The sequence below is a fragment of the Terriglobales bacterium genome (assembly GCA_035457425.1).
Lineage (GTDB): Bacteria > Acidobacteriota > Terriglobia > Terriglobales > Acidobacteriaceae > JACPNR01.
This window is the reverse complement of record DATIBR010000143.1, coordinates 1-25,012: the sequence shown is the minus strand read 5'-3', so window position 1 is coordinate 25,012 and position 25,012 is coordinate 1. Positions and strand designations below refer to the sequence as shown.

The window sequence follows — 25,012 nt, the reverse complement described above, 5'->3', positions numbered from 1 at the left end:
AGTGGCGGCACTGAGAGAGCTCATCGTGGAGCGCATCCGGCAGCATGGGCCGATGCCGTTTTCCGAGTACATGGAGCTGTGCCTCTATCACCCGGAGTGGGGCTACTACGCGCGGCCGCAGGAGAAGTTCGGCAAGGCCGGCGACTTCTACACCAGCTCCGACGTGCACGCGGTGTTCGGGCGGTTGCAGGCGCGGCAGTTCGAGGAGATGTGGCGCGCGCTGGGCGAGCCGGCGCGGCTGGAGCTGATCGAACTGGGGCCGGGGCGCGGGCTGTTCGCGCGCGACGTGCTGGACTGGTCGCAGAAGAAGTTTCCCAAGTTTTTCGAGGCGCTGCATTACGTGCTGGTCGAGCGCTCGGCGGGATTGCGGCAGCGGCTGTTCGACACGCTGCAATCGCATGTGAAATCGGGCAAGGCGGAGGTGGCGGAGAAGCTGCCGCAGGCCCGCGAGCACGCCATCGTCTTTGCGAACGAGTTCTTCGACGCGTTGCCGGTTGAGATCATCGACCATCGCGGGCTGGTGTGCGTCGGAGAGCGGGAAGGGAGGTTCGTGGAGACGTTCGCGCCGATTGATGAGGCTTACCAGGAGGTCCTGGCGGAATACAGCGTGCGGCCGCAAGCCGGCGAGCGTGTGGAGCGCTGCCTGCAAGCAATGGATCAGATCTTCTTTGCAGGTGAGGCGATGAAGCGCGGGTTCGCGGTTGTGATCGACTACGGATACACACAGGCAGAGCAGATCGCGGGGCGGCACCTCGACACGCTGATGTGCTACCGGGAGCACAAGGCGAGCGAGGACCCCTACGAAGCTCCGGGGGAGCAGGACATCACCGCGCACGTGAACTTCACCGCGCTGGAAGGGTGGGCCGAGAAGGCCTTTCTCTACAAGCTCGGGTTCGTGACGCAGTCGCAGTTCCTGCTGGGCATCGGAGAAGAGACGCAGTTCGCCGACGCGTTCGAAGGGTGCTCCGTTCCGCAGGAGCATGCCAAGGTCGCGCTCCAGCTCAAGCACCTAGTGACGCCGGCGGGGATGGGCGAGACGTTTCACGTGATGGTGTTGGGGAAGGGCGTGGAGCAAGCGCCGCGGTTGAGTGGGTTGGAGTTCAGCAGCAAGCGATAAGCGATAAGCGATAAGCGAAACCAAAGTGCTTCGTCGCTGCTCGCGCGGCTGGAGAAAGCGCCGCGCTAGCGACGCTCCTCAGCATGACCCCTCAAAGATATCGGAGCGGGAAAGAAAAGGGCCGGCGCGAGCCGGCCCAGCTTATTGCTTATCGCTTATTGCTGCTTCTAGTCGCCGTCGCGCTCGCGGTCCTTGTTCTGCGAGTAAGGGGCCTGGAGGTACTTGCGGGCCTCGTCGAGCGCGCCCTGGGTGTTGTCGTTGGTCTGGATGGCCTGGCGGTACTCGTTGGTGGCGCGCTCGCGCTGGCCGGTGATATCGAAGATCTTGCCGAGCTGGATGTGGCTCCAGACCTCGGTCCAGCGCGGGTCGCCGTCGCCGTTGAGCGCCTCGCGGTACTCGTTCGCGGCGGACTGGTAGTTCTTCTGGAGGAAGAAGACCTCGGCGATCCGATAGTGGGCGAGCGAGCTGCTCTTGTTGGAGTCGAGCGCCTTCTGGAACTCCTTGAGCGCCTCGGTGAGGTCGCCCTCGCGCACGAGCTGCTGTCCGCGCAGGATGGAGGCGCGCACCTTGAGCTCGGGCGAGTTCTTCAGCACGCGGCTGTAGGGGTCGATGACGATGCGGCGCGGCTTGCCGAAGGTCTCGATGATGTAGGGCGACTCGGTGCCGGAGACGGTGATGCGCTTCATCTCGGTCTTGCCGTCGGTATCGACGCGGACCTCGAGCGGCATGGAGAACAGGTCGAGGTCCTGCGAGATCTGGCCGGAGACGCGGAAGCCTTTGTTCCCGCCGAGGCGGTAGATGGTGTACTTGTTGCGGAACTCAGGGGCACCGGTGGAATCGAGCCACTGGGTGAAGAACGCGGTGAGCTTCTGGCCGGAGAGCGATTCGGCGAGCGTGCGGAAGTCGGCGGCGCTGGCGCTCTTGCCGGCGTACTGCTGGGCGAAGGCGCGCATGGTACGGTCGAAGGGCACGTCGCCCAGCACCCAGCGCAGCATGTGCAGGATCATGCCGCCCTTGTCGGAGACCAGCGACTGGAACTCGGGCGAGAAGTTGTCGAGGCGCGAGACCTGGGAGAGCGGCGTGGTGTCGTAGGCGAGCGCGCCGACGGCCATGTCCTTGGCGGCTTCTTCCAGGCCGGACTGCCCGGCGGCGAACTCGACGTAGCGCATCTCGCTATAGCGCGCGAAGCCGTCGGAGAGCCACATGTCGGCCTTCGAGGCCGGGCTGACCGAGACGCCCCACCACTGGTGCGAGATCACGTTGGCGAGCAGGCGGTAGTTGGTCTTGGGGCTGACGGCGAAACCGGTAATGGCGGCGAGTTCGGGCGCCCACGCGGTCGGGACGGTGTCGGTGGGCAGCTCGACCAGGTTCAGCGTGCGCGAGGGCGCGGGGCCGTAAAGCGAGGCGAAGTATTCCAGCTCGCGCGCGGCGGTGTCGGCGTAGGCGGGGCCTTCGGCCTTGTGGTTGGGCTTGAAGAAGACGTTGACGGTCATGCCGCCGGAGACGCCCTTGAAGGTCTCGTATTCCCCCGCGAGGATGGTGCCGGGGAAGCTGGGCTTGTCCCAGACGAAGGAGTGCGTGACCTTGCCCGCCCCGGCGGCTTTGGGACCGGCGGGAGCGGCGGCGCGCGCGGCGGTCGCGCCTGAGCCGATGACCTTCATGCCGGTGGGCGCGGTGACGTTGATGGTGGCGGTAAAGCGGTCGATGCCATAGTTGACGAGCGGGAACCAGCGGCCGGCGTAGAGCAGATAGGTGGAATCGGTGGCGATGTGCGCGAGCTGCAGGCCTTCGACCGGCGAGTCGTCGGCGTCGGAGATCATGCCTTCGTATTCGAAGGTGAGCGTGGAGGACTGGCCCTTGTTGAGGCCGGAGGGCAGCGGCACGCGGACGGTGGAGTCCTGGGTGACGCGCTCGGGCTGGAGCGGCTTGCCGGCGGCGTCGGTGACCTTGCTGACACGCATGGCGTTGTGCAGCTCGAAGACCGCGGTGTTGATGTCGTCGGTGGCGGTGAACTCGACCTTCGCCTTGGCGGTGAGGCGGTGGGTCTGCGGGATGAGGTCGACGTCAATGGTGTAGTTAGTGACCTCAAGGCGCGCCTTCTCGGCGGCAAACCCGGGCAGGGCGAACAGCACCGCGAGGAAGAGAAGACCGGCACGTCGCAGGGGCCGATGTGCGAGCGTCATGTTGAGAAATGCTCCAGAATTGCTGCGGACTTTAAGATTGGATGAGTACCGGGGCCGAATGGGTGCTTTCAGAGTACCTGACTGCCGGATAGAGACGGCCTTCTGGCCGTCTCCGAGACGCCCAAAAGGGCGTCTCTACCATTGATCTTTACCATCCCAGGGTCCGGACCACCGCTTCGGCGGCGCGCTCGGCCGCCGGCAGGCTGTTCGAGCCCGCCAACAGGCGCTGCCGGACTTCCTGGAGGTCTTGCACCATTCTCTCACGCGCGGGGCCGTCTTCCAGCAGGGGCCTCAGCTCCCGGGCGACGTTTTCCGGGGTGAAGTCGTGCTGGAGCAGCTCGGGGACGGCTTTGCGTCCGAGGATGAGGTTCGGCATCCCGACGAACGGTACCTTCAAGAGACCACGCCCGAGGCGCCAGGTGAGCGGCGAGACGCGGTAGACGATGACGAAGGGCGTCCCGGCGAGCGCGGCCTGGACGGTGGCGGTGCCGGAGGCGACGACGGCGGCGCGGGAAAACTTGAGAAAGCTAGCGGCGTCACTGACGAGGTGGTACGCGGCGCGGGAAGGCCCCCTTGCAGGTTCCCGGATGTCGAAGCTCTCCTGAAACAGGTCGGGCGGCACGCCGGGTGCCTTGACAACTGCCAACTCGCATTCCGGGTAGAAGTTGCTGGCACCCACGAACATCGTTCCGAAGTTAGCTTTTATCTCCTTGGACCGACTGCCGGGAAGTAGTGAGATCCAATCCTTCCGTGCATCGAGGCGAAAGACTTCCGTGAATTCTTCCCGGGTGCGTGTCGTAGGCTGCTCCTCCGCCAGCGGGTGGCCGACGAATTCGGCGTCCACGCCGCGCTCGCGGTACCACCTCTCCTCGAACGGGAAGATGACGAGCGCCTTTCTGATCCACTTGTGGAAGCGCGCGATGCGCTTTTCGCGCCACGCCCAGAGCTGCGGAACCACGTAATAGATGACGGGCACGCCGCGCGCGTGCAGCTCCTTCGCGACCTTGAAGTTGAACGCGGGCGAGTCGATGACGATGGCGGCGTCGGGCTTGCGCCGGTCGGCCTCGCGGATGAGCTTGCGGAACTCGCCGTAGAGCTTGGGCAGGTGCGAGACGATCTCGGTGATGCCGACGACTGAGAGGTGGCGTGACTCGACCACGACGTCGCAGCCGGCCTGCTTCATCGCTTCGCCGCCGACGCCGAAGAACTCGATGTCCGGCATACGCTTCTGCAGTGCGCGCATCAGGCCGACGGCATAGAGCTCGCCCGAGGCCTCGCCGGCGGAGATGAGGATTCTTTTCAAGCGGTCAGTATATGGTGCCGCCCCTAAAGGGGCTGCCGGGCTGTCCTAATCTCCTGCTAACGAATGCCGCCCTTCGGGCTGTCCTAATCTTCTGCTTCGGCCGACGCTGCGCGCTCGACGGCGAGCGCGCTACAACTCCGTTGGGGATGTCATTCGCTGTGGGCGGGCGCCCGGACGGTGTCGCGGTCGATGCCGAGGTAGGGGTTGTAGAGGTAGCGCTCGCGCGTGTCGAACAGGCCGAAGTGGCGCTTGAGGATGAAGATGGGGTCGAAGAACCAGGCGCCCTGCGGCAGTTGCTTGTCGTCGTTGTCCACCCAGCCCCAGGGACCGTGCGCGGAGTTGGGACGGCCGTAGGCGCCGAGGAAGGCGTCGCCGATGGGTCCGAGTTCGCACGCGGGCCGCTGCGCGCCTTCCACCTTGCAGAAGCTGTCGCCGAAATCGAACGTGGTGCCGAAGGTGGTGTTGGGCTCGGTGGCTTTCTTCGCCTGCACCCAGATGGTCTTGGGCAAGGAAACAAGCTCGTAGGTGGATTCGGTCGCGCCCTTGGCCTGGGAGAACTCCACCGCCTTCCCGTAGCGCAGAACGACGATGGGGTTGTCGGGCTCGGAGACCTCGCTGGTCAGCGGGTGGATGCCGTGCTTCTGCGATTCGACGTAGAGGATGGGGCGACCCTCCTCGGTGAGCAGCGGGATGGGCTCCTGCGAGTTGGTGAGCCGGAGGCCGGCGGCGTCGTCGGCGATGGAGCGCAGCAGGTGATTGTGCGCGACGGTCTCGAGCGCGACGACGCGCGGCCCGCCTTGCGCCCACTTGTCCACGATGACGAGGGCGCCCTCGAGGTCGTTCTCGTGGTTGAACTCGACCTCCTCGCGCGTCTTCTGACCCATGATCTGCTTGTACTGTTCCTGGATGGTGTCGAGCACGCCGGAGTAGGAGGGCTCGACCACGGACCAGTCGCGCGGGTGGAAGAGCGCGTAGTGGATGAAGTAATGGTCCTCGCTCTCGATGACGGAGTAATAGACGTAGCACCAGAGCTTGAACTGCGGGTCGGCGGCGTGTTCCCAGTTGTTGTTGCCGACCCAGTCCTTGTCGAAGTCGAAGGAGGTGGGCCAGTCGAAGCGGTGCTGGTCGGCGTTGCCGGCCATGCGGTGATGCAGCACGGGAGCAAAGCGCTCGGCGACGGCGCGCATCTCGGCCTCGCGGGCGGAGAGCTGCGCAGGAAGTGGCTTGGCGGCGGGAGCCGCGGGCTTCGCGGGCTCGGGAGCAACGGGCGCGGGAGCGTCGCTGTAGTCGCGAATCTTCTTTTCCGCAGGCTTCTGCTCGGCCTGCGGCTGCGCCGCGGGCGCAGGGTCAGCGACGGGCGCGGGCGCGTCGGGGTCGTTGTATTCCTTGATGGTCCCGGGAGCCTGAGCGGCGAGCGCGCCGGAGAGCGCGAAGATAAAGGCCAGAGTGGCGAGTCGCGGCATGGGCGCGGAGGCCCGCGCTAGTCGTCGGCGCTGACGGAGACATCCGGCCGCGCGACCGGCGGAGGCACTTCCTGGTCCTTGTACTGGAGCTGGTAGAGCTTCCAGTATATACCGCGCTGCGCGAGCAGCTGCTGGTGCGAGCCGACCTCGCGCACCTTGCCCTTGTGCATCACGATGATCTTGTCGGCGCGCTGGATGGTGGAGAGGCGGTGCGCGACGATGACCGAGGTGCGTCCCTCGACCATGCGGGAGAGCGCGTCGCGCACGCGGAACTCGGTCTCGGTGTCGACCGAGGAGGTGGCCTCGTCGAGCACCAGGATGCTGGGGTCGTGGGCGAGGGCGCGCGCGAAGCTGATGAGCTGCTTCTGCCCGGTCGAGAGGTTGGAGCCGCGCTCGCGCATCTGCTCCTGGAATCCGGCGGGAAGCGTGCGGATGAAGTCGGCGACGTTGACTTCTTCGGCGGCGCGCGCGATGCGCTCGTCGGTGATCCACTCGGAGCCGAGCCGGATGTTCTGCGCGATGGTGCCGGTGAACAGGAACGGGTCCTGCAGCACGACGCCGAAGCGGCGGCGGAGCGCGGAGAGGTCGAGCTCGCGGACGTCGACGCCATCGAGCTTCACCGCGCCCTGCTGGACGTCGTAGAAGCGCAGCAGCAGGGAGATGATGGTGGTCTTGCCGGCGCCGGTGTGTCCGACGATGGCGACGGTCTCGCCCGGCTCGATGGCAAAGCTCACGTCGCGCAGGACCCAGTCGGGCTCGCCGGTCTCCTTGTTCGTGCCGTAGGCGAACCACACGTTCTCGAAGGTGATGCGGCCGGGCCCTTCGGGCTGCCTGGGCTGCGCAGGCGAGACGATCGCCGCCGGCGTGTCGAGCAGCTTGAAGATGCGCTCGCTCGAGGCCATGGCGGATTGCAGGATGTTGTACTTCTCGCTCAGGTCCTGGATGGGGCGGAAGAAGCGCTGGGCGTACTGCATGAAGCCGACGAGGATGCCGATGCCGACGGCGCCGGTGAAGGTCTGCAAGCCGCCGAACCAGATGACGCTGGCGATGGCGGTGGCGGAGAGGATTTCGACCACGGGGTAGTAGATGGCGTGGGCGAGGATGGCGTCCTTGAAAGCGTCCATGTGCTGGCGGTTGACCTGCTCGAACTCGCGGTAGGAGCGGTCTTCGCGGTTGAACAGCTGGAGGACGACGATGCCGGAGACGTGCTCCTGGAGGTAGGCGTTGATGCGGGCGATGGCGGTGCGGATGCGGCGGTAGCTGTCGCGCACGAACTTGCGGAAGATCAAAGTGGCGACAAAGATGAGCGGCAGCACGGAGAAGGCGATGAGCGCCAGCCGCCAGTCGATGAAGAGCATGATGGCGACGATGCCGATAAGCACGAAGATGTCTTCAAAGATGGAGACGACGCCGGCAGTGAACATCTCGTTGAGGGCGTCGACGTCGGAGGTGACGCGGGTGACCAGGCGGCCGACGGGATTGCGGTCGTAGAAGCCGACGTGCATGCGCTGCAGGTGGCGGTAGATCTGGCTGCGGAGGTCGAACATCGCCATCTGGCCGACCCACTGCATGTAGTAGGTCTGGAGATATTCCAGGACGAAGCTGAGCGCGAGCAGCCCGACGTAGACGCCGGCGATCTGGGCGACTCCGACCAGCGGCTCGGAGCTGAGGAGATCGGTGATGCGGGTGAAGATCCAGCGATAGCCGGCGCCCTGGCCGAGACGGCCGCCGAGGTAGCGGTCGACGGCGATCATGGTGAGGACGGGACCGAGGACGTCGGCCGCGGCCTTGATGACGATGGAGCCGAGCGCCAGGGCGACCTGCCAGCGATAAGGCCGCAGGTAGCCGAGCAGGCGCTTCATCAGCCGCGCGTCGTAGGCTTTTCCGAGGACTTCTTCGTCGTGGTGGGATTCGGCCATGCGCTGGGTAACATTCTACAGACGCGCGCGGATGGCGTTGGGATGCGAAAAAGGTTGAACCGCGAGGACCTATGGTCCCACCGTGACGCTCTTGCAGTCATTGAGCACGGCGCCCTTGATCTGCTGCATCTTCAGTTTCTCGGCGCTATGGAACCACGATTCCAGGGGTTTCAACTGTTTGATCGGCCCAAAGGCGTAGTTGCGGTGCACGAAGCCACCGGCGCCAAGTTGCCGGTTGTTCTTCGTTGAGACGCCGGTGACGACGCGCGTACGCAGGATCTGGTGGCCTTCGCTGCGGGGAACATCCACATCGAGGCCGTCCATGTCGCCCTGATACGTGAGTGCGTCTGGTTGCTCGCCGTTCTGCGCATTTACCAGTTGCGGATCCGCCAGAATCGCTTGCAGCCGCTGGACGCTTTCGTCCGGTAGTTTGCCCTGGTAAGCCTTGCCCTCGATCTTGCTTCCGCTCACCTGGCTCGTCTTTTCGTAACGAAAGGTGCCGTCCTCGGTGACGAGGATGCACTTGCGCTCGGCGCGCATCGAGAACGAATTGAGGTCATCCGTGGTGTGGTTCTGCCTCAGCCACACGACCCAGCTCATCGCGGGCCGCTGAATCGCCGGAACGCCGGCGGCCACTGTGACCGGTCGCTTGATGACGGCGGGCGGGGGGATGCAGTCGTTGGCGTCGCTATCGGCGAGGCGGGCCTTCGGCACCTTGCGCAGATCACCGAGGAAATCCTGCAGGGCTTCCACCTGGTCCTTCGCCGGCTTGCGATCCGGACTGCGGAACCGCAGGTCCTGCCAGCCGTTGTCGCGCGCGATCGTGACCTGCATGTGGTCGAAGCTTGCCGCTTCGATGTTCGGCATCTCGATCTGCGCCTGGGAGAGCGAGACCATCGCCGGGTCGTTGAGCGCCTTGCGCAGAGTGGCTAGAGCGTCGCTCAACAGCAGACCCTCGAAGACGCGCTTCTGGTGCGTCTCTTCCAAGCGATAGCTGCCGTCGGCGCGCACCAGGGCGCACACGCTCTCATAGGGCGTGGTGCGCTGCAGTCGGACGACATACAGCTTGGCGAGGGTGCTCTCTTGCGCGAAAGCCGCAGGGAAGGCGAGAAGAAGAAGGGAAAGTACGAATAAGCGCTTCATGATGCGCGGATTTAAGCACAGCCCCGCTGCGGTGTGCAGGCAAAGTGTTTCTTGTTCTGTTTTCGGAACAGTGCCGTGGCTAGACTAACCGGCGCAGGACGAGCGCGGAGTTCTTGGAGCCGAAGGCGATGCAGTTGCACACCGCGTGCTCGATGGCGTGCTTGCGGCCCGGGGCGGGGACGTAGTCGAGGTCGCACTCCGGGTCGGGCTGGTCGAGGTTGAGGGTGGGCGGGAGCTGCTCGTGGCGCATCGCGACCAGGGTGGCGGCGACGCCGGCGGCGCCGCATGCGCCCTGGGGGTGGCCGATCTGTGACTTAAGCGCGGACATCGGCGTCTGGGCGGCGCGCGAATTCAGCACCAGCTTGAGCGCGCGCGTCTCGATGCGGTCGTTGAGCTGCGTCGAGGTGCCGTGGAGGTTCACGTAGTCCACCTGTTCCCGGGCGATGCCGGCGTCGGCGAGGGCAAGCGCGATGGCGCGGGCGGGCTCTTCGCCGCACTCCTCCAGGCGGACGCGGTGGAAGGCCTCGCAGGTGGAGCCGTAGCCGGCGATCTCGGCGAGGATGCGCGCGCCGCGGGCGCGGGCGCGGTCGTACTCTTCGAGCAGGAACATCCAGGCGCCCTCGGCGACGACGAAGCCGTCGCGGTCGGCGGAGAAGGGCCGCGAGGCGCGCTCCGGGGCGTGGTTCCAGCTCGGCGTCATGATGCGCATGAGCGTGAAGCCCTTCATGATGCCGGGGGCGATGGGGGCGTCGACGCCGCCGGCGAGCATCGCCGGGATGCGGCCGTGGCGGATCTGGTCGAGGGCGTAGCCGAGCGCGTCGGTCGAGGAGGTGCAGCCGGTCGTCACTACGTGGCTGGGCCCGCGGAAGCCGAAGCGCATGCTGACTTCCGAGGAGAGCGTTCCCATGGTGCCGCTGGGGATGGAGAAGAGCGAGACCTTCTTGATCTGGCCGGTAAGCCAGAGCCGGTACTGTTCCTCGCTGAACTCCTGCGCGCCGCCGCCCGAGCCGAGCACGACGCCGATGGCGCGCTTGTCGTCGAGCGAGAGCGCCTCGTGCTCGACGCCGGCTTCGCGGAGCGCTTCGGTGGCGGCGGCGATGGCCATCGGGACGACGCGGGAGACGTGCTTGCGCTCGCGCGCGTCGTAGAACCGCGATTCGTCGAAGTCGACCTCGCCGGCGATCTGGACGGGCAGGTCGCTGGGGTCGAAGCGCGTAACGCGGCGGACGCCGGAGGCGCCGCCGAGCAGCGCGCGGCAGAAGGCCTCGTTGCCCACGCCGTTCGGCGAGAGAGAGCCCATCCCGGTGATGACGACGCGGCGGGGCATGAGAGGAGGCGGTCATTCTATTCGATGCGCGAGCCGGCAGCCGGTAACGCGCCGGTACAATGATTCGATGGCCCTGGGCCTTTACATCTCGGTGCCGTTCTGCCGGACGAAGTGCTCGTTCTGCAATTTCGCGTCGGACGTGTTCTCGGCGGCGCGGTTCGATGAGTACGTGGGACGGGTCTGCGCGGATATCGCGCGCGCCGAGCAGATGGCCACCGATGCGGGCGGAGAGTTCCAGCGCGCCGTGGATTCGGTGTATCTCGGCGGCGGGACGCCGTCGGTGCTCGCGCCGGAGCAGTTACGGCGGATGTTCGAGGCGGTGCGTCGGGTGTTCGAGGTCGCGACGAATGCGGAGATCACCGTGGAGGTCGCGCCAGGGACGCTGAGCGAGCCGCTGCTGGCGACGCTGCGCGAGTGCGGCGTGAACCGCGTGAGCCTGGGCGTGCAGTCGTTCGTCGATGAGGAAGCGCGCGCGGTCGGGCGGCTGCACACGCGCGCCATCGCGCTCGCCGACATCGCGCGGCTGCGCGCGGCCGGCATCGAGAACCTCTCGCTCGACCTCATCGCCGGGCTGCCGCACCAGACGCCGGATTCGTGGGAGCAGTCGCTGGCTGAGACCATCGCGACCGGCGTGCCGCACGCGAGCGTGTACATGCTGGAAGTCGACGACGACTCGCGGCTGGGCCGGGAACTGATCGCCGGCGGCGCGCGCTACCACGCGCATCACGTCCCGGACGAGGAGACGACCGCCGCGCTTTACGAGCTGGCGCTCGAGCGGCTGAACGCCGCGGGGATCGCGCAGTACGAGATCTCGAACTTCGCGCGCGCCGGCAGCGAGTCGCGGCACAACCTGAAGTACTGGACCAGGCAGCCGTACCTGGGGTTCGGGGTGGACGCGCACTCGATGTTGTGTGCGCGCGAGGGCGCAGTGCGCCTCGCGACGCCCGACAACCTGGAAGACTACACGCGTGTCGGAGCGGCCACGGTCGCTCGCGTCAGCCGCGGGCAGGCGCTGGAAGAGTCGTTCTTCCTCGGGCTGCGATTGAATCGCGGCGTGGACGTGGAGAAGCTGCGCGCGGAGTTCGGCGTAGCCGAGCTAGCGCCGTTCTTGAGCGTAGTCGAGCAGTTCGTGCAGGACGGAATGTTGGAACGCGAGGGCAAGGCCATTCGGCTGACGGAGCCGGGAAGGCTTCTATCGAACGAAGTCTTTGCTGAGTTTGTCGCGCCGCAACCCCAGCCTGTCATCCCGAGCGAAGGCCGCCAACGGCGGCCGGAGTCGAAAGACCAAGCCTCGGTTCTTCCTTGAACCAGTCCAGGCTCAGGTCGGTCCAGTCAGGATTCGCACGCTCGATCAACCAGATCTTCTTCTCGCGCCGCCAGCGCTTGAGCTGCTTCTCGCGCGCGATCGCGCGATCGACGCGGTCGTACATCTCGTAATACACCAGCCGGCGAAAGTGGAAGTGCGAGGTGAATCCGGGGTAGTTTTTGTGCTGATGCTTCCAGATGCGGCGGGGCAAGCCGCTGGTCATGCCGATGTAGAGCACGCGCGCGGCGCTGGCTAGGATGTAGACGTAGTAGACGTGCTCTTTTTGCAAGGCGTAGTCCCTTGACTCGTCCGCCGCGGCGGACCACGGCGGAGTCGCGCTTCGCTCGGGATGACAGTGTGGGGGAGCGAGATTCTTATGCAGTGAGGGTGGTCACAGATAGTGGCACAAGGCGTGGTCCCTCGACTCGCGCTCGTCCGCGGCGGACCGCGGCGGACTCGCGCTTCGCTCGGGATGACAGTGTGGGGGGAGCAGCGATGTGGTAGTCACGGGAAATCGATTCTGGTAGAAGTTCTTACGTGACTTCGCAGCCCGCGCCCGTCATCGATCTGCGGTCCGACACCGTGACCAAGCCGACGCCGGCAATGCGGCGCGCGATGGCGGAGGCCGAGGTCGGCGACGACGTCTATGCGGAAGACCCGACGGTCAACCGGCTGGAGCAGCGCGCGGCCGAGGTGCTGGGCAGGGAAGCGGCCATCTTCGTCCCCAGCGGGACGATGGGGAACCAGATCGCCATCAAGCTGCACACGCACCACGGGCAGGAGGTGATCTGCGACGCGCGCGCGCACATCCTGGACTGGGAGATGGCGATGATCGGCGCGTTCTCCGGGTGCATCACGCGGACCATCCCGACGGCGGACGGCATCCTGACGTGGGAGATGATCGCGCCGCGCATCCGCGCGAAGCACTACGCGTTCGCGCAGACCGGGCTGATCGCGATCGAGAACACGCACAACATGGCGGGCGGCGTGGTGTATCCGCAGGCGGTGGCGGACGAGATCTGCGAGCGCGCGCGCGCAGCCGGGATCCCGGTGCATCTCGATGGCGCGCGCATCTTCAATGCTGCCGAGGCGCTGGGCAAGCCGGTGCGCGAGGTCGCGGGCAAGGCGGACTCCGTGATGTTCTGCCTGTCGAAGGGACTCGGGGCGCCGGTGGGGTCGATGCTGGCCGGCAGCCGCGAGTTCATCGCGCGCGCGCGCTCGGTGCGCAAGGCGCTCGGCGGAGGCATGCGGCAGGCCGGCATCCTCGCAGCTGCGGGACTGCTTGCGCTGGAGGAGATGCCGAAGCGCCTGAAAGACGACCACGCGAACGCTCGGTTCCTGGCGGAGGGTCTGGCGAAGATCCCGGGCGTGACCATCCCCAATCCGCCGCAGACCAACATCGTGGTGTTCGAGATCGACGCGAAGTTTGGGACGGCGGCGGAGCTTTCGCGCAAGCTCGCCGAGCGCGGGCTGCTGGTGAATCCGGCGACGAGCGCGCAGTCGCTGCGCTTCGTCACGCACCTGGACGTGGACCGGGCCGCGTGCGAGCGCGCGCTGGAGTTGCTGGCGGCGACCCTACGGGCCTAGTGGTTGCGCTTTCCGAAGAACCCGGTACACTAGCGAGTCTTTTTTGCTCCCGGAGGCCCAAATTTACCGATGAGCTGGTACGCGAGTTACGACAACGCTCATAACCATCCAGTAAACCGAGCCCTCCACATGCTGGCCATCCCGGTGGGCTTCTCGTCGCTGATCGTGGTGTGGTTCCACTGGGGCATCGCGCTGCTGCTCATCCCGGCAGCGTTCGCGCTGGCCTGGACCGGGCACTTGATCGAGGGGAACCAGCCGGCTACGGTGAGGAACCCGCTGCACGTGCTGGTGGCGCCGGTGTGGCTGGTGCGGCGCCTGCTCGGACGAGGTAACTAGACAGCTATCAACGGCACTTTTCGCCCCGCGCTCGGCCCCCGGATTGCATCTTAGGCAGAGTAGTTCCTGGAACGTTCAGGATCTGGCCCCTGGAGGCTCCTGATGGCGAAGGTACTCTGCGTCGATTGCAACCCGGTCCTGCTGGAGAAGTGGACTGCCGCGCTGCGATCCGCCGGTCACAACGTGCTTTCCACCGCGAGCGGCAAGCGCGCCCTCGAACTGTTCGTGCAATCGGAGCTCGACCTCATCGTGCTCGACTACCGGGCGCGCGAGGTGTACGGCGGCGAAGTCGCGCTGCGCATGCGCACGCTGCGGCCCGACGTGCCCATCCTCATGCTGTGCGGCGCGTACTGGTGGCCGCCGGAAGCGGCGCTCAAGCTGGTCAACGGCCTGCACGTGAAGGCCGACGGCGCGCAGCAACTGGTGGACAAGGTCGCCGAGATGCTCGCCAAGCCCGACAGCGCGAAGATCAGCGCGCTCGGCACGACCGCCGCGGAAGGCGCGGTGGCGTAGAAGTCGCTGTCGTCAGTCGCTAGTCGCTAGGGAAGAATCGAAAGACGAAAAGCCCTCCTCATAGGAGGGCTTTTCATTTCCGCGAAACCCTGGCGACCAGCCGCTAGCGACTGGCGACTGCCGCCCGAAACCCCAGCGACGAGCAGCGAGCGACTAGCGACTGCTTTTACCAGCGTGTTATAACCGTGGGTTCCTATCCCACCGCGGTCCGCGGTGTCCGCAGGAGTCTCCGTTGGATTTCCAGTTGAACGACGAGCAGCTACAGCTGCGCAAGAGCGTGCGTGAGTTCGCCGAGCGCGAGATCCTGCCCAACGTGATGAAGTGGGACGAGGAGTCGCGCTTCCCGATGGAGACCGTCAAGGAGCTCGGCAAGCTCGGGCTGATGGGCGTGATCTTCCCGGCGGAGCTCGGCGGCTCGGGGCTGGGCTACGTGGAGTACGTGATCGCGATCGAAGAGCTGTCGCGCATCGACGGCTCGGTCGGCATCATCGTGGCGGCGCACACCTCGCTGTGCTCGAACCACATCTTCATCGCCGGCAACGACGCGCAGCGGAAGAAGTACATCCCGAAGCTGGCGACCGGCGAGTTCATCGGCGCGTGGGGGTTGACCGAGCCGGGCTCGGGCTCCGACGCCGGCTCCGCGCGCATGACCGCGGTGAAGAAAGACAAAGGCTGGGTGCTGAACGGCACCAAGACATTCATCACCAACGGCCACTACGCCGACTGCGCGGTGGTGATCGCCGTGACCGACAAGACGGCGCACACGCACGGCCTCTCTGCCTTCATCGTGGACAAAGGGACCAAAGGTTTTCGCGCGGGGAAGAAGGAGAACAAGCTGGGGCTGCGCGCGTCGGACACGAGCGAACTCATCTTCGAAGACTGCTGGGTGCCGGCCGAGGCGCTGTGCGGCAAGGAAGGCGACGGCTTCGTGGACGCGATGCGCGTGCTCGACGGCGGACGCATCTCGATCGCGGCGCTCGGGTTGGGCATGGCGCAGGGCGCGTACGAGTCGGCGCTCAAGTACTCGCAGCAGCGCAAGCAGTTCGGCAAGGCCATCTCGGAGTTCCAGGCCATCCAGTGGAAGCTGGCCGACATGGCCACCGAGATCGAGGCCGCGCGGCTGCTCACCATGCGCGCCGCCGACATGAAGGACAAGGGCATGAAGACCACGCTCGAGTCCTCCATGGCGAAGCTGTACACCTCGGAGGTCGCGGTGCGCTGCGCCAACGAGAGTGTCCAGATCCACGGCGGCTACGGCTTCATCAAGGACTACCCGGCGGAGAAGTTCTACCGCGACGTCAAGCTGTGCACCATCGGCGAGGGCACCAGCGAGATCCAGCGGCTGGTGATCGCAAGGCAGCTGCTCAAGGGATAGGTAACCGGCTTAGTCGAACTGGCACAGTTCGCTGGCACTCATCGGGCGCACCGTACCGTCGCGATGCTTGTGGAATCCATCGAGGGCCACGCTCTTGCCCACTCGCTGTCCTAGGAACCCTTGCACGACCACACGAAGCGCATCCGGCTGAGACTCTGAAGACAAGATGATGATATCGATTGTGGCTTCGCGGGACTGAACCTTTAGGTACTCTGTCGGCCTATCCTTCAGCCCGACTAATTGAGAGAAAGACATAGTCCGGAGCTGCTTCCCGCGCGCTTCAACAATCTCTCGGAATTCGGCTAACTCTCTCGGAAAGGTCCTCACCATTCCCTCCGTCCCGAACTATTCCACGAGCCTGACGGTGCGTCCACCATCATTTACACTGACCAGTTCATGGCCTCCCATCTCCAGGACTGGGTCTCGCGCATCCGCGAGGGCGAGGTGCGCGCGCTGGCGCGCGCCATCACCTCGATCGAGAACCGCGAGGCCGACTCGGTCGAGCTGCTGAAGGCGCTGTTCCCACACTCCGGCAAAGCGCGCGTGATCGGACTGACGGGCGCGCCGGGCGCGGGCAAGAGCACGCTCGTCGACCAGCTCGCGCGCGAGTACCGCAAGGCGGGCAAAACCATCGGCATCGTCGCGGTGGACCCCACGTCGCCCTACACCGGCGGCGCCATCCTGGGCGACCGCATCCGGATGCAGGCGCATCATGCCGACCAAGGCATCTTCATCCGCTCGATGGCGACGCGCGGCTTCCTCGGCGGGCTGGCGCGCACCACCGCGGACGTGACCTCGGTGCTCGACGCCGCCGGCAAAGACGTGGTGCTGGTCGAAACGGTGGGCGTCGGGCAGGACGAGATCGACATCGTGCGGCTCGCCGACGTCACCGTAGTCATCCTGGTGCCCGGCATGGGCGACGACGTGCAGACCATCAAGGCCGGCATCATGGAGATCGCCGACGTCTTCGTGATCAACAAGAGCGACCGCGAGGGCGCGGAGCGCGTGGAGCGCGAGATCCGCGCGATGCAGACGCTCGCCATCCGCAAGGACAACTGGACGCCGCCCATCGTGAAGACGGTCGCGAGCGAAGGTCAGGGCATCGGCGAGCTCGCCGCCGCCATCGCGGAGTATGAGAAGTTCCAGTCCAAGGCGGGGCTGGCGGCGAAGAAGCGCGCCGAGAACTGGCGCGAGCGCCTGCTCGAGATGCTGCGCGAGGCGCTGATGGAGCGCCTGCTGCGCGAGCAGTTGGGCGACGGGCAGCTGGGGAAGCTGGCCGCCGAGGTCGCCGAGCACAAGCGCGACCCGTACGCGCTGGTGGAAGAGATCGTGGGTTCCGTGAAGAAGCCCCGGGAATAAGAAGGCAGGGTGTTGATGGCGGAGATCGATCATCTCGGCATCGCGGTGAAGTCGCTGGAGCAGGCGAAGGCGTTCTACCGCGCGCTCGGGCTCGAGGTCGTGGGCGAAGAGGTGGTGGCGCACGAGAAGGTGAAGGTCGCGATGCTGCCGGTGGGCGAGAGCCGCATCGAGCTGCTCGAGGCCACCGAGGCCGATTCGCCGGTGGGGCGCTTCATCGCGAAGCGCGGCGAAGGGCTGCACCACGTAGCGCTGCGCGTGGCCGACCTGGCCGGGACGGTCGAGCGGCTGAAGAAGACGGGCGCGAAGTTCATCACGGAAGAGATCAAGGTCGGCGCGGGGGGACATCTGTATGTCTTCCTGCACCCGTCGTCGACCGGCGGCGTGCTGCTGGAACTGTGTGAAGATCCGCCGCAAGGAGTTTGAAAAAATCTAACGCCGAGGCGCAGAGGACGCCGAGCAGGTACTTCTTCCTTGAATCCTCCGCGTGCTCGGCGTCTCTGCGTTGGACTTTTTGCTTATTCTCGGCATAGACACGAGCGGGAAGCAGGGCGGCATCGCGCTGTGGCGCGAGGGCGCGCTGCTGGAGGCGGCGCCCATCGCGGGCGGGACGTTCTCCGCGCAGCTCATCCCGCAGGTCGCCGAGCTGCTGGCGAAACACAAGCTGAAGAAAGAAGACGTCGGCGGATTCGCGGTCGCGAGCGGCCCGGGCTCGTTCACCGGGCTGCGCGTCGGGCTGGCCGCGGTCAAGGGCCTGGCGGAGATACTCGGCAAGCCGATCGCGGTGGTGTCCGTGCTCGAGGCGCTGGCGCTCTCGGGTTCAACAGTAGCGACGCCGTTATCCGCGTCTCCAGAGACGGCCAGAAGGCCGTCCCTGCCGAAGAGAGTGGCGACCGCGCTCGACGCGCAGCGGCAGGAAGTGTTCTTCGGGGAATACGAGGTCGCCGACGGGCGGGGGAGGACGCTGCGGGAGGAGCTGCTCTCGCAGGCGGACTTCATCGCGCACCTGCGCGGGGAGTCGAAGCCGGCGCTGCCGGTCGTGACCTCGGACGGGAGCGTCTCGCGGCTGCTGAGCGAGGTCGGCGTGCAGTGGACGGCGGTGCCGCGTCCAAGTGCCGCGGACGTCGCGCGCATCGGGGCGGGGAAGCTGGCGCGCGGCGAGACGGTCACGGTCGAGCAGCTCGACGCCAACTACATTCGGCGCTCCGACGCGGAGATATTCGCGAAGCCATGAGAACCAAGATGCTTCGTCGCTGCTCGCTCGCTGAAGAAAGCGCTCGCTCGCCCGCCGCGGCGGGCTCCTCAGCATGACCCCTTCCTTGAGGATCCGTCCCGCCAAGCCCGAGGACCTGCCCGCGATGCAGGCCATCGAGAAGCATGCCGCGACGGCGGCGCACTGGACCGCCGCCGACTACGACAAGATCTTCAATGCCCCCGAGCTCGCGACCGACTGGCGGCGGATCGCGCTGGTCATCGAGAACGGAGGCAAGGTCGAGGGTTTCCTGGTCGCACAGACGGTGGGCGGCGAGTGGGAGATCGAGAACCTGGCCATCGAGCCCGAGGCGCGGCGGCGGGGCCACGGCACGCGCCTGGTCGGGGAGCTGCTGGACAGGGCGCGGGCGCAGGGCGCGTCGGCTGTGTTCCTCGAGGTGCGGGCGTCGAACGCCGCGGCGCGGTCGCTCTACGAGAAGTGGGCGTTCGTGGAGGGCGGGCGCCGGCCTGGGTACTACCGGCAGCCGGAAGAGGACGCGGTCCTCTATAAGTTCACGTTCGCCTGAACAAGTGGTCGGTGGTCGGTGGTGGTCGGTGATCTGATTTTTCGACCACCGACCACCAGCCGACCACCATTGCAAGGAGCGACTATTGCACCATCCTCGGTGCAAACTCTCTCGGAGCCGAAAACCGTTGAATCGGGGAAAACCCCTGTGCTAGCGTTGCCTGTCCAAGTCTTGGTAGGAGGACTTCTGGATGGCACTCCACGATGACCTCATTGCCAACCACGAAGAATTTCGTCGGTTGGCGCAAGAGCATCAGCAGTACGCACAACGCCTCGATTCACTCATCCAAAAAAGATACTTAAGCGAAGACGAGAAGCTGGAAGAGGTCCGTCTGAAGAAGCTCAAACTCCGCCTGAAGGACCAGATGGAGATCATCGAGCAGCAGCACCGGCGGACCGCGCACCAGGTAGCATAAGCAATCCAGTCTCCGAGATAGCCGAGACCCCGGCCGCGCGCCGGGGTTTTGTTTGCTGGGGCCACTCTCAAGGCGCAGCTATAATCAATGATTCCATGGTGCGCGACGGCATCTACTACGCGCTCGCCCTCGCGGCGGTCGGCGCGTTGCTCGGTTGGCTGTTCGGCTGGGGGTACGCCCTCATCCCGCTGCCATTGGCGGCGTTCTTCCTGTGGTTCTTCCGCGACCCGGAGCGCGCCATCCCGCAGGAACCGGGCGCGATCGTGTCGCCGGCGGACGGCAAAGTGACCGAGGTCGCGACTGTCGAGCTCGACGGCCGGCCGCGCACGCGCATCTCCATCTTCCTCAACGTCTTCAACGTGCACGTGAACCGCACACCCATCGGTGGCGTGGTGGAGAAGGTGGAGTACCGGCGCGGGAAGTTCGGCAACGCGATGGGGCAGGTGTCGTCGGAGGCGAACGAGCAGAACATCGTGACGGTGCGGGGCGAGGGGCAGACGCTGGTGTTCAAGCAGATTGCGGGCCTGCTGGCGCGGCGCATCGTGTTCACCAAGACGGTGGGCGACACGGTGGCGCGTGGCGAACGCATCGGGCTGATCAAGTTCGGGTCGCGCTGCGACGTGATCTTCGACGCGGGCGCGGAGCTGCGCGTGAAGGTGGGCGACAAGGTCGCGGGCGGCAGCTCGGTGCTGGCCATCGCGCCGGTCGCGGCGACGCCAGCGCGCGGTCCGGCCCAGACGGCGGAGGCGCGCCGATGACGATGCAACTGCGCCGCTTCAACGATCCCGCCCGGACGCGGAAGCTGCGCCGCGGCATGCACATCCTGCCGTCGCTGTTCACCGCGGGCAACATCGCGCTGGGCTACTACGCCATCGCGCAGACGCTGCTGGCGACGCCGGAGACGGCGTGGCGGCTCGACAACGCCGCCAAGGCCATCGGGATCGCCATCGTGATGGACTTTTTGGACGGCATGATCGCGCGCCTCACGCAGACGGCGAGCGACTTCGGCAAGGAACTGGATTCGCTCGCCGACGTCATCTCGTTCGGGCTGGCGCCGGCGATACTGGGGTGGGTCTGGGGGTTCCGCTGGCTCTCGCTCATGCCTTTCGCGGAAGGCGACTGGCGCACGCGGCTGGTGCAGATCGGCGCCATCGCCAGTTTCCTTTTCCTGATCGCGGGCGCGAGCCGGCTGGCGCGCTTCAACATCACGAAGAACGCGGTGCCATCGAACCCGGGGCGGCCGGACCGCAAGTATTTCGTGGGGATGCCGATCCCGGCGGGCGCGGGCGTGATCGCGGCGACCGTGCACTTCAGCTCGGGACGGCCGCTCAGCGCGTGGTGGCTCTCGACCATCTTCGCCGCGCTCATGCTGACGTGCGGCTTCCTGATGGTGAGCACATGGCGCTACCTCAGCCTGAAAGGGCTGGACTGGCGGAAGCGCGTGCCGTTCCGCACCATCATCCTGATCGCCGCGCTCATCGGCGGGATCTATTTCTTCTCGCACTATGCGCTGTTCCTGCTGGCGCTCACGTACATGCTCTCGGGGGTGCTGGCGCGGCTGGTGTGGATCTTCCGCCCGAGGAGCGCGCCGCCTCCGCCGCCGGCGCAGGAAGCCGTGCCCACGCCATGAGCGACAAGCTCTATCGCGTGGCCATCGTGGGCGCCGCCACGCTCAAAGGCAAAGAGCTGAAGGACACGCTGAACGGGAGCGACTTTCCCGCCATCGACATCCGCCTGCTCGACGACGACGAATCGCTCGGGCAGCTCGACGCCGTCGGCGACGAGGCCACATTCGTCCAGGCGGTGACCGCCGAGAGCTTCCGCGACGTGAAGGTGGCGTTCTTCGCCTCCGACCACGTCTTCACGCGGAAGCACTGGACGCTGGCGCGCGACGGCGGCGTGCTGGTCGTCGATCTGTCGTACGCGCTGGAAGGCGAGCCGGGCGCGGCGCTGCGGTCGCCGTGGACGGCGAAGGAAGTCCCGGAGGAGGAACTGGGCGCGCAGGTCATCGTGCCGGCGCATCCGGCGGCGGTCGTGCTGGCGTTGCTGCTGGAGCGCGCGCGGGCGGTGGCGGAGATGCGCAGCGTGGTCGCGACGGTGTACGAGCCGGCGAGCGAGCAGGGCCGCCGCGGCATGGACGAGCTGCACCAGCAGACCGTGAACCTGCTGAGCTTCCAGCCGATGCCCACCGGGATCTACGACGCGCAGCTCGCCTTCAACATGCTGGCGCGCTACGGCGCCAACGCGCCGGCCGCGCTGGAAGCCACCGAGCGTCGCATCCTCGAGCACTTCCAGAAGATCGCGTCGCCGCGGCTGCCAATACCTTCGCTGATGCTCGTGCAGGCGCCCGTCTTTCACGGGCACGTGTTCTCGGTTTACATTGAGCTCGAAAAGAAGGCCGCGGTCGGGGACTTCGCGCAGGCGCTGGCGGGGGCGCACGTGGCGGTGGCGCGCGCGGGCGAGTCGCCGAGCAACGTGGGGGCGGCGGGGCAGGACGAGATCATGATCGGGCTGCGCCGCGACCTGCAGAAGGACAACGCGTTCTGGTTGTGGGCCGCGGCCGACAATCTTCGGGTACAGTCGGTGACCGCGGTCGAGGCGGCACAGCAGGCGATCGAGCTCAGGAGAGCACGGTGAGTTTCAAGTTTCGTGTTTCGGGTTTCGCGTGGCCTCGGGTCTTGAGACTTGAGACCCGAAACCTGAAACTTGCGATGATCGCTATCCTCGCGGTGCTAACCGCAAGCTGCGGCTACTCCACCGCGGGGCACGCGGCCAGGCTGCCGACCGAGGTCCACACCATCGCGGTCCCGGCGTTCGAGAACAAGACGCAGACCTACAAGATCGAGCAGGTGCTGACGGCGGCGGTGGTGCGCGAGTTCACCACGCGCACCAACTACCACATCGCGAACCGGGAGTCGCAGGAGGCGGACGCCACGCTGCGCGGCACCGTGGTCGCCGCCGAGCTGGCGCCGCTCACCTACGACTCGCGCACCGGCCGCGCGTCTTCGGCGCTCATCACCGTGACGATGAAGGTGCAGCTGGTCGACCGCGGCGGCAAGGTGCTGTTCGACAACCCGAACTACGTCTATCGTGAGCAGTACCAGATCTCGCGCGAGGTGTCGTCGTTCTTCGAAGAAGAATCGCCGGCGCAGGACCGCCTGGCCCGCGACTTCGCGCGCTCGCTGGTGGCCAATGTCTTGGAGGGCTTCTAGTTGCCCGGGCGCTTCGCACCCACGGAGCGTTTTGTGAGCGAAGTAAAGTCGCGCAAACTCTCGCCCGCCTACATCTTCATGGGCGACGAAGGGTTCTTCCGCGACCGCTGCCGCGCGGCGCTCCTGGAGCACCTGGTGCCGCGCGACCTGCGCGAGTTCAGCTTCTACGAACTGGACCTGGCGGAGACCGAGGTCGCCGAGATCCTGGACCGGGCGCGCACGCCCTCGCTGATGGCGCCGTTCCAGGTCTTCTTCATCCGCAATCTTAAGGCGCTCTACGGACGCGGCTCGCACCAGGCCGACTACGACGCCATTGAGCAGTACGTGAAGTCGCCGAACCCGGACGCGGTGCTCATCTTCGTCGCCGACCACATCTCCATCCCCGCCGATGTGCGCCGCATGGAGCTGCAGGACAAAGAGCGCTACGAGCGCATCCGCGAGACGCTGGGCGAGTTCTGCACGGTGATCGAGTTCGCGCGCGTGGACGAGAGCGAAGGCATGCGCTGGGTGGTCGACAGCGCCGCGGCCCAGGGCGTGAAGGTCGAGAGCGAGGCGGCGCGCGAGCTGGTCGATTCGCTCGGCGCCGACATGCTGCTGGTCGCCAACGAACTGGAGAAGCTGTTCCTGTTCGTGGGGGAGAAGAAGCGGATCACGCTGGCCGACGTCGAGACCATGGTGCTCGCCGCCAAGCAGCGCTCGCTCTACGAGCTGACCGACGCCATCAGCGCGAAGGACCGGCCGCGCGCGCTCGCCAACCTCGACGCCATCCTGAGCTCGGGCGACGGGGAAGACGCCGCCATCGGGCACCTGCACATGCTGGCCAAGACGTTTCGCCAGATGCTGGTGATCCTGGAGAAGAACGTGCGCGACTCGCGCGCCATCTGGCAGGCGCTGTGGCAGGGCTTCCGGCTGCCGCCGTTCGCCGCCGAGGACGTGATCCGGCAGGCGCGGCGCTACAAGTCGCGCCGCGACCTGACGCGCGCGCTGCGCCTGATCGCCAAGGCCGACCTCGCCCTGCGCTCCAACCCCATCTCGAAGCGGCTGGTGCTGGAGAAGCTGGTGCTTGACCTGTGCGCCGAAGCGGCAGTAAAGGAGCTGCCCTCATGGCAGCAACACGAGCTCACGCTGTAAGGCCTGTCTTTCTCGCCACTCTTGCGATGGCCGCAGTCGTGGCGTTTGCAGGAGAGCGCCCTTCTCTCAGTGCCGAGGAAGTGCTCAAGCGCAACATCGAAGCGAGTGGAGGGGAACAAGCCATCCGGCAAGTCCGGACGCTAGCCATCATCCGAGAGTTGAAGATGGGTATTCGCACCGGTGATATCAATCGCCCGCCGTCCACTGGCGCGGTCGCGACCTTTCGCAAGGCGCCGGACAAGTATCTGGCGGTCCAGCGAATGGAGGGACACGAATATCGCAGGGGTTTCGACGGCAAAGACGGTTGGGAGCAGGTCGATGGCGGGGCGCCCCGCGTTTTGAAGGAAGACGAACTGCGCGAGTTGAAGAAAGACGCCGACCTTTACGGCCTGCTCGATCGGCCGAAGTGGTACGAGAAGATCACATATCACGAATTCGACGATTCGAAAGAGCAGCCTGCTCACGTCTTGAAGTTCGCGCCCGCCCGGGGCTCGACTTGCTACGGCTACTTCGACGCCAAGACATTTCTAGAGATCAAGAGCAGTTGTGCAGCCCCGCTCGGCTGGTCAGGCGGAACGCTTGTCACCTACTCCGACTACAGGAACGTCGATGGCCTGATGATCCCCTATCACGTCGAAGGCGAGGCCAACTCCCGCTGGGCCGGCGCATGGGAAACAGGGTCCGGTTACTTCAAGAGCCAGGTGCAGGACGTTCAGATCAACGGAGATATCAAGGACGATGTCTTCTCTCGTCCGCAGCCTCAACCAGACAAGAAAAAATAAAACGGCAAGCCGTTTGGCCTGCCGTTCCTGAAGTCTGAAGACTGACGTCTGACGACTGGTTTACTTCATCGCCGCCAGTCGCGCCGAGAGGCGGCTCTTGTAGCGCGAGGCAGTGTTGCGGTGAAGAGTACCCTTCTGGATGGCCTTGTCGATGGCCGACACGGTCTCGCGGAACATGCCCTGGGCGGCCTTCTTGTCCCCGGAGGCCAGGGCGGTGCGGAACTTGCGCAGGGCGGTGCGGAAGCGCGAGGTATTCGCGACGTTGACTGCGGTGCGCTTCTCGGTCTGACGGGCGCGCTTGAGCGCCGAAAAATGGTTTGCCATGTGTGTCTTAGCTGGTCCTTCTGAAAAGAATCAGGATTGAAGCCGAATGTAGTATTTTACGGCATCCCCTAGGACCGGTCAAACGCGCCCACGCAATGGACACCCTCACCCGCATCAAGGTCCTGATCAACTCCTCGACTCCGATCATCGTCATGGAGACGGTGGAAGAAGCGCGCGCGCTGGCGCTGCTGCGGGCGGCGTGCTGCGACCTGGCGCTGCCGCTGTTCGAGTGGTCGATCGCCGACGGGCTGGTGCGCAACGGGAGCGCCATCCCGGCGCCCGGGACGGTGCCCGCGGTCGACCCGGACCGCACCACGGCGACCGACCTGGGGCAACGCATCGCCGCGGCCAAGCAGAAGCTCGCCGAAGCCGGCCTGTCGGAGCTCGACTTCAGCCGCAGGAACCCGCATCCGCCGGTGCCGGCCAACCAGACCGGCGAGAC

The 25,012-nt window shown here is 66.0% G+C and carries 26 protein-coding genes; 18 read left to right on the top strand and 8 right to left on the bottom strand.

Translation table 11 applies throughout. The annotated features are described in order from the left end of the window. The first annotated feature begins 1 nt into the window (after position 1). The gene (locus tag VLA96_10900) at positions 2–1,117 is read left to right on the top strand and encodes an SAM-dependent methyltransferase (protein HSE49705.1); all 1,116 of its coding nucleotides are present in this window, start codon (positions 2–4) and stop codon (positions 1,115–1,117) included. A 167-nt stretch (positions 1,118–1,284) separates the two neighbouring features. Here VLA96_10900 and VLA96_10895 read toward each other — a convergent pair whose 3' ends face one another. The 6 genes from VLA96_10895 to VLA96_10870 form a co-directional block, all read right to left on the bottom strand. Then, positions 1,285–3,300 (bottom strand): M1 family aminopeptidase, encoded by a 2,016-nt coding sequence (locus VLA96_10895; protein ID HSE49704.1) that lies wholly within the window; start codon positions 3,298–3,300, stop codon positions 1,285–1,287. Positions 3,301–3,448: 148 nt separating this feature from the next. Beyond that, positions 3,449–4,603 carry a lipid-A-disaccharide synthase gene (lpxB, locus tag VLA96_10890; protein HSE49703.1) on the bottom strand — a complete coding sequence of 385 codons (1,155 nt, stop codon included), beginning with the start codon at positions 4,601–4,603 and terminating at the stop codon, positions 3,449–3,451. A 149-nt stretch (positions 4,604–4,752) separates the two neighbouring features. After that, positions 4,753–6,066 carry a hypothetical protein gene (locus VLA96_10885; protein ID HSE49702.1) on the bottom strand — a complete coding sequence of 438 codons (1,314 nt, stop codon included), beginning with the start codon at positions 6,064–6,066 and terminating at the stop codon, positions 4,753–4,755. Between the two features lie 17 nt (positions 6,067–6,083). Then, positions 6,084–7,985 carry an ABC transporter ATP-binding protein gene (locus tag VLA96_10880; protein ID HSE49701.1) on the bottom strand — a complete coding sequence of 634 codons (1,902 nt, stop codon included), beginning with the start codon at positions 7,983–7,985 and terminating at the stop codon, positions 6,084–6,086. Between the two features lie 69 nt (positions 7,986–8,054). Next, positions 8,055–9,128 (bottom strand): hypothetical protein, encoded by a 1,074-nt coding sequence (locus VLA96_10875; GenBank protein ID HSE49700.1) that lies wholly within the window; start codon positions 9,126–9,128, stop codon positions 8,055–8,057. 79 nt (positions 9,129–9,207) lie between these two features. Then, on the bottom strand, positions 9,208–10,455 hold the full coding sequence (locus tag VLA96_10870) for a beta-ketoacyl-[acyl-carrier-protein] synthase family protein (protein ID HSE49699.1): 1,248 nt from the start codon (positions 10,453–10,455) through the stop codon (positions 9,208–9,210). A gap of 67 nt (positions 10,456–10,522) precedes the next feature. Here VLA96_10870 and hemW point away from each other — a divergent pair, with 67 nt between their 5' ends. Continuing rightward, positions 10,523–11,761, top strand: coding sequence for a radical SAM family heme chaperone HemW (gene hemW, locus VLA96_10865; protein ID HSE49698.1), 1,239 nt, complete (start codon positions 10,523–10,525; stop codon positions 11,759–11,761). Here the strand turns inward: hemW and VLA96_10860 are convergent. Then, positions 11,697–12,050, bottom strand: a complete 354-nt coding sequence (locus tag VLA96_10860) for a GIY-YIG nuclease family protein (GenBank protein HSE49697.1) — start codon at positions 12,048–12,050, stop codon at positions 11,697–11,699. The genes hemW and VLA96_10860 overlap by 65 nt on opposite strands. A gap of 248 nt (positions 12,051–12,298) precedes the next feature. Here VLA96_10860 and VLA96_10855 point away from each other — a divergent pair, with 248 nt between their 5' ends. The 15 genes from VLA96_10855 (at position 12,299) to VLA96_10785 (ending at position 24,246) form a co-directional block, all read left to right on the top strand. After that, on the top strand, positions 12,299–13,348 hold the full coding sequence (locus VLA96_10855; GenBank protein ID HSE49696.1) for a GntG family PLP-dependent aldolase: 1,050 nt from the start codon (positions 12,299–12,301) through the stop codon (positions 13,346–13,348). A 69-nt stretch (positions 13,349–13,417) separates the two neighbouring features. Continuing rightward, positions 13,418–13,684, top strand: coding sequence for a DUF962 domain-containing protein (locus VLA96_10850; protein ID HSE49695.1), 267 nt, complete (start codon positions 13,418–13,420; stop codon positions 13,682–13,684). Positions 13,685–13,786: 102 nt separating this feature from the next. Continuing rightward, the gene (locus VLA96_10845; protein HSE49694.1) at positions 13,787–14,197 is read left to right on the top strand and encodes a response regulator; all 411 of its coding nucleotides are present in this window, start codon (positions 13,787–13,789) and stop codon (positions 14,195–14,197) included. Between the two features lie 232 nt (positions 14,198–14,429). After that, entirely contained in the window at positions 14,430–15,572 is a 1,143-nt protein-coding gene (locus VLA96_10840; GenBank protein HSE49693.1) for an acyl-CoA dehydrogenase, read from the top strand. A 396-nt stretch (positions 15,573–15,968) separates the two neighbouring features. Further along, positions 15,969–16,931, top strand: coding sequence for a methylmalonyl Co-A mutase-associated GTPase MeaB (gene meaB, locus VLA96_10835; protein ID HSE49692.1), 963 nt, complete (start codon positions 15,969–15,971; stop codon positions 16,929–16,931). Between the two features lie 15 nt (positions 16,932–16,946). Next, entirely contained in the window at positions 16,947–17,354 is a 408-nt protein-coding gene (gene mce, locus VLA96_10830) for a methylmalonyl-CoA epimerase (protein ID HSE49691.1), read from the top strand. Positions 17,355–17,433: 79 nt separating this feature from the next. Beyond that, positions 17,434–18,162, top strand: coding sequence for a tRNA (adenosine(37)-N6)-threonylcarbamoyltransferase complex dimerization subunit type 1 TsaB (gene tsaB, locus VLA96_10825; protein HSE49690.1), 729 nt, complete (start codon positions 17,434–17,436; stop codon positions 18,160–18,162). 85 nt (positions 18,163–18,247) lie between these two features. Next, a complete protein-coding gene (rimI, locus tag VLA96_10820) occupies positions 18,248–18,706 on the top strand; it encodes a ribosomal protein S18-alanine N-acetyltransferase (GenBank protein HSE49689.1) in 459 nt (152 codons plus the stop codon). A 190-nt stretch (positions 18,707–18,896) separates the two neighbouring features. After that, complete coding sequence (locus VLA96_10815; GenBank protein ID HSE49688.1) at positions 18,897–19,121, top strand: DUF465 domain-containing protein; 225 nt, start codon at positions 18,897–18,899, stop codon at positions 19,119–19,121. A 95-nt stretch (positions 19,122–19,216) separates the two neighbouring features. After that, complete coding sequence (locus VLA96_10810; protein HSE49687.1) at positions 19,217–19,879, top strand: phosphatidylserine decarboxylase; 663 nt, start codon at positions 19,217–19,219, stop codon at positions 19,877–19,879. Continuing rightward, positions 19,876–20,751: a phosphatidylcholine/phosphatidylserine synthase gene (locus tag VLA96_10805; protein HSE49686.1), complete on the top strand. Its 876-nt coding sequence runs from the start codon at positions 19,876–19,878 to the stop codon at positions 20,749–20,751. The genes VLA96_10810 and VLA96_10805 overlap by 4 nt, the downstream gene beginning before the upstream one ends. Continuing rightward, on the top strand, positions 20,748–21,758 hold the full coding sequence (locus VLA96_10800) for an Asd/ArgC dimerization domain-containing protein (protein HSE49685.1): 1,011 nt from the start codon (positions 20,748–20,750) through the stop codon (positions 21,756–21,758). The genes VLA96_10805 and VLA96_10800 overlap by 4 nt, the downstream gene beginning before the upstream one ends. Before the next feature lie 74 nt (positions 21,759–21,832). After that, the gene (locus tag VLA96_10795) at positions 21,833–22,333 is read left to right on the top strand and encodes an LptE family protein (protein HSE49684.1); all 501 of its coding nucleotides are present in this window, start codon (positions 21,833–21,835) and stop codon (positions 22,331–22,333) included. A gap of 33 nt (positions 22,334–22,366) precedes the next feature. Beyond that, complete coding sequence (gene holA, locus VLA96_10790) at positions 22,367–23,464, top strand: DNA polymerase III subunit delta (protein HSE49683.1); 1,098 nt, start codon at positions 22,367–22,369, stop codon at positions 23,462–23,464. Between the two features lie 26 nt (positions 23,465–23,490). Beyond that, entirely contained in the window at positions 23,491–24,246 is a 756-nt protein-coding gene (locus VLA96_10785) for a hypothetical protein (GenBank protein ID HSE49682.1), read from the top strand. Between the two features lie 60 nt (positions 24,247–24,306). Here VLA96_10785 and rpsT read toward each other — a convergent pair whose 3' ends face one another. Continuing rightward, positions 24,307–24,570: a 30S ribosomal protein S20 gene (rpsT, locus tag VLA96_10780; protein HSE49681.1), complete on the bottom strand. Its 264-nt coding sequence runs from the start codon at positions 24,568–24,570 to the stop codon at positions 24,307–24,309. A 95-nt stretch (positions 24,571–24,665) separates the two neighbouring features. Here rpsT and VLA96_10775 point away from each other — a divergent pair. Continuing rightward, a partial coding sequence (locus tag VLA96_10775; GenBank protein ID HSE49680.1) for a hypothetical protein occupies positions 24,666–25,012 on the top strand: 347 nt, incomplete at its 3' end.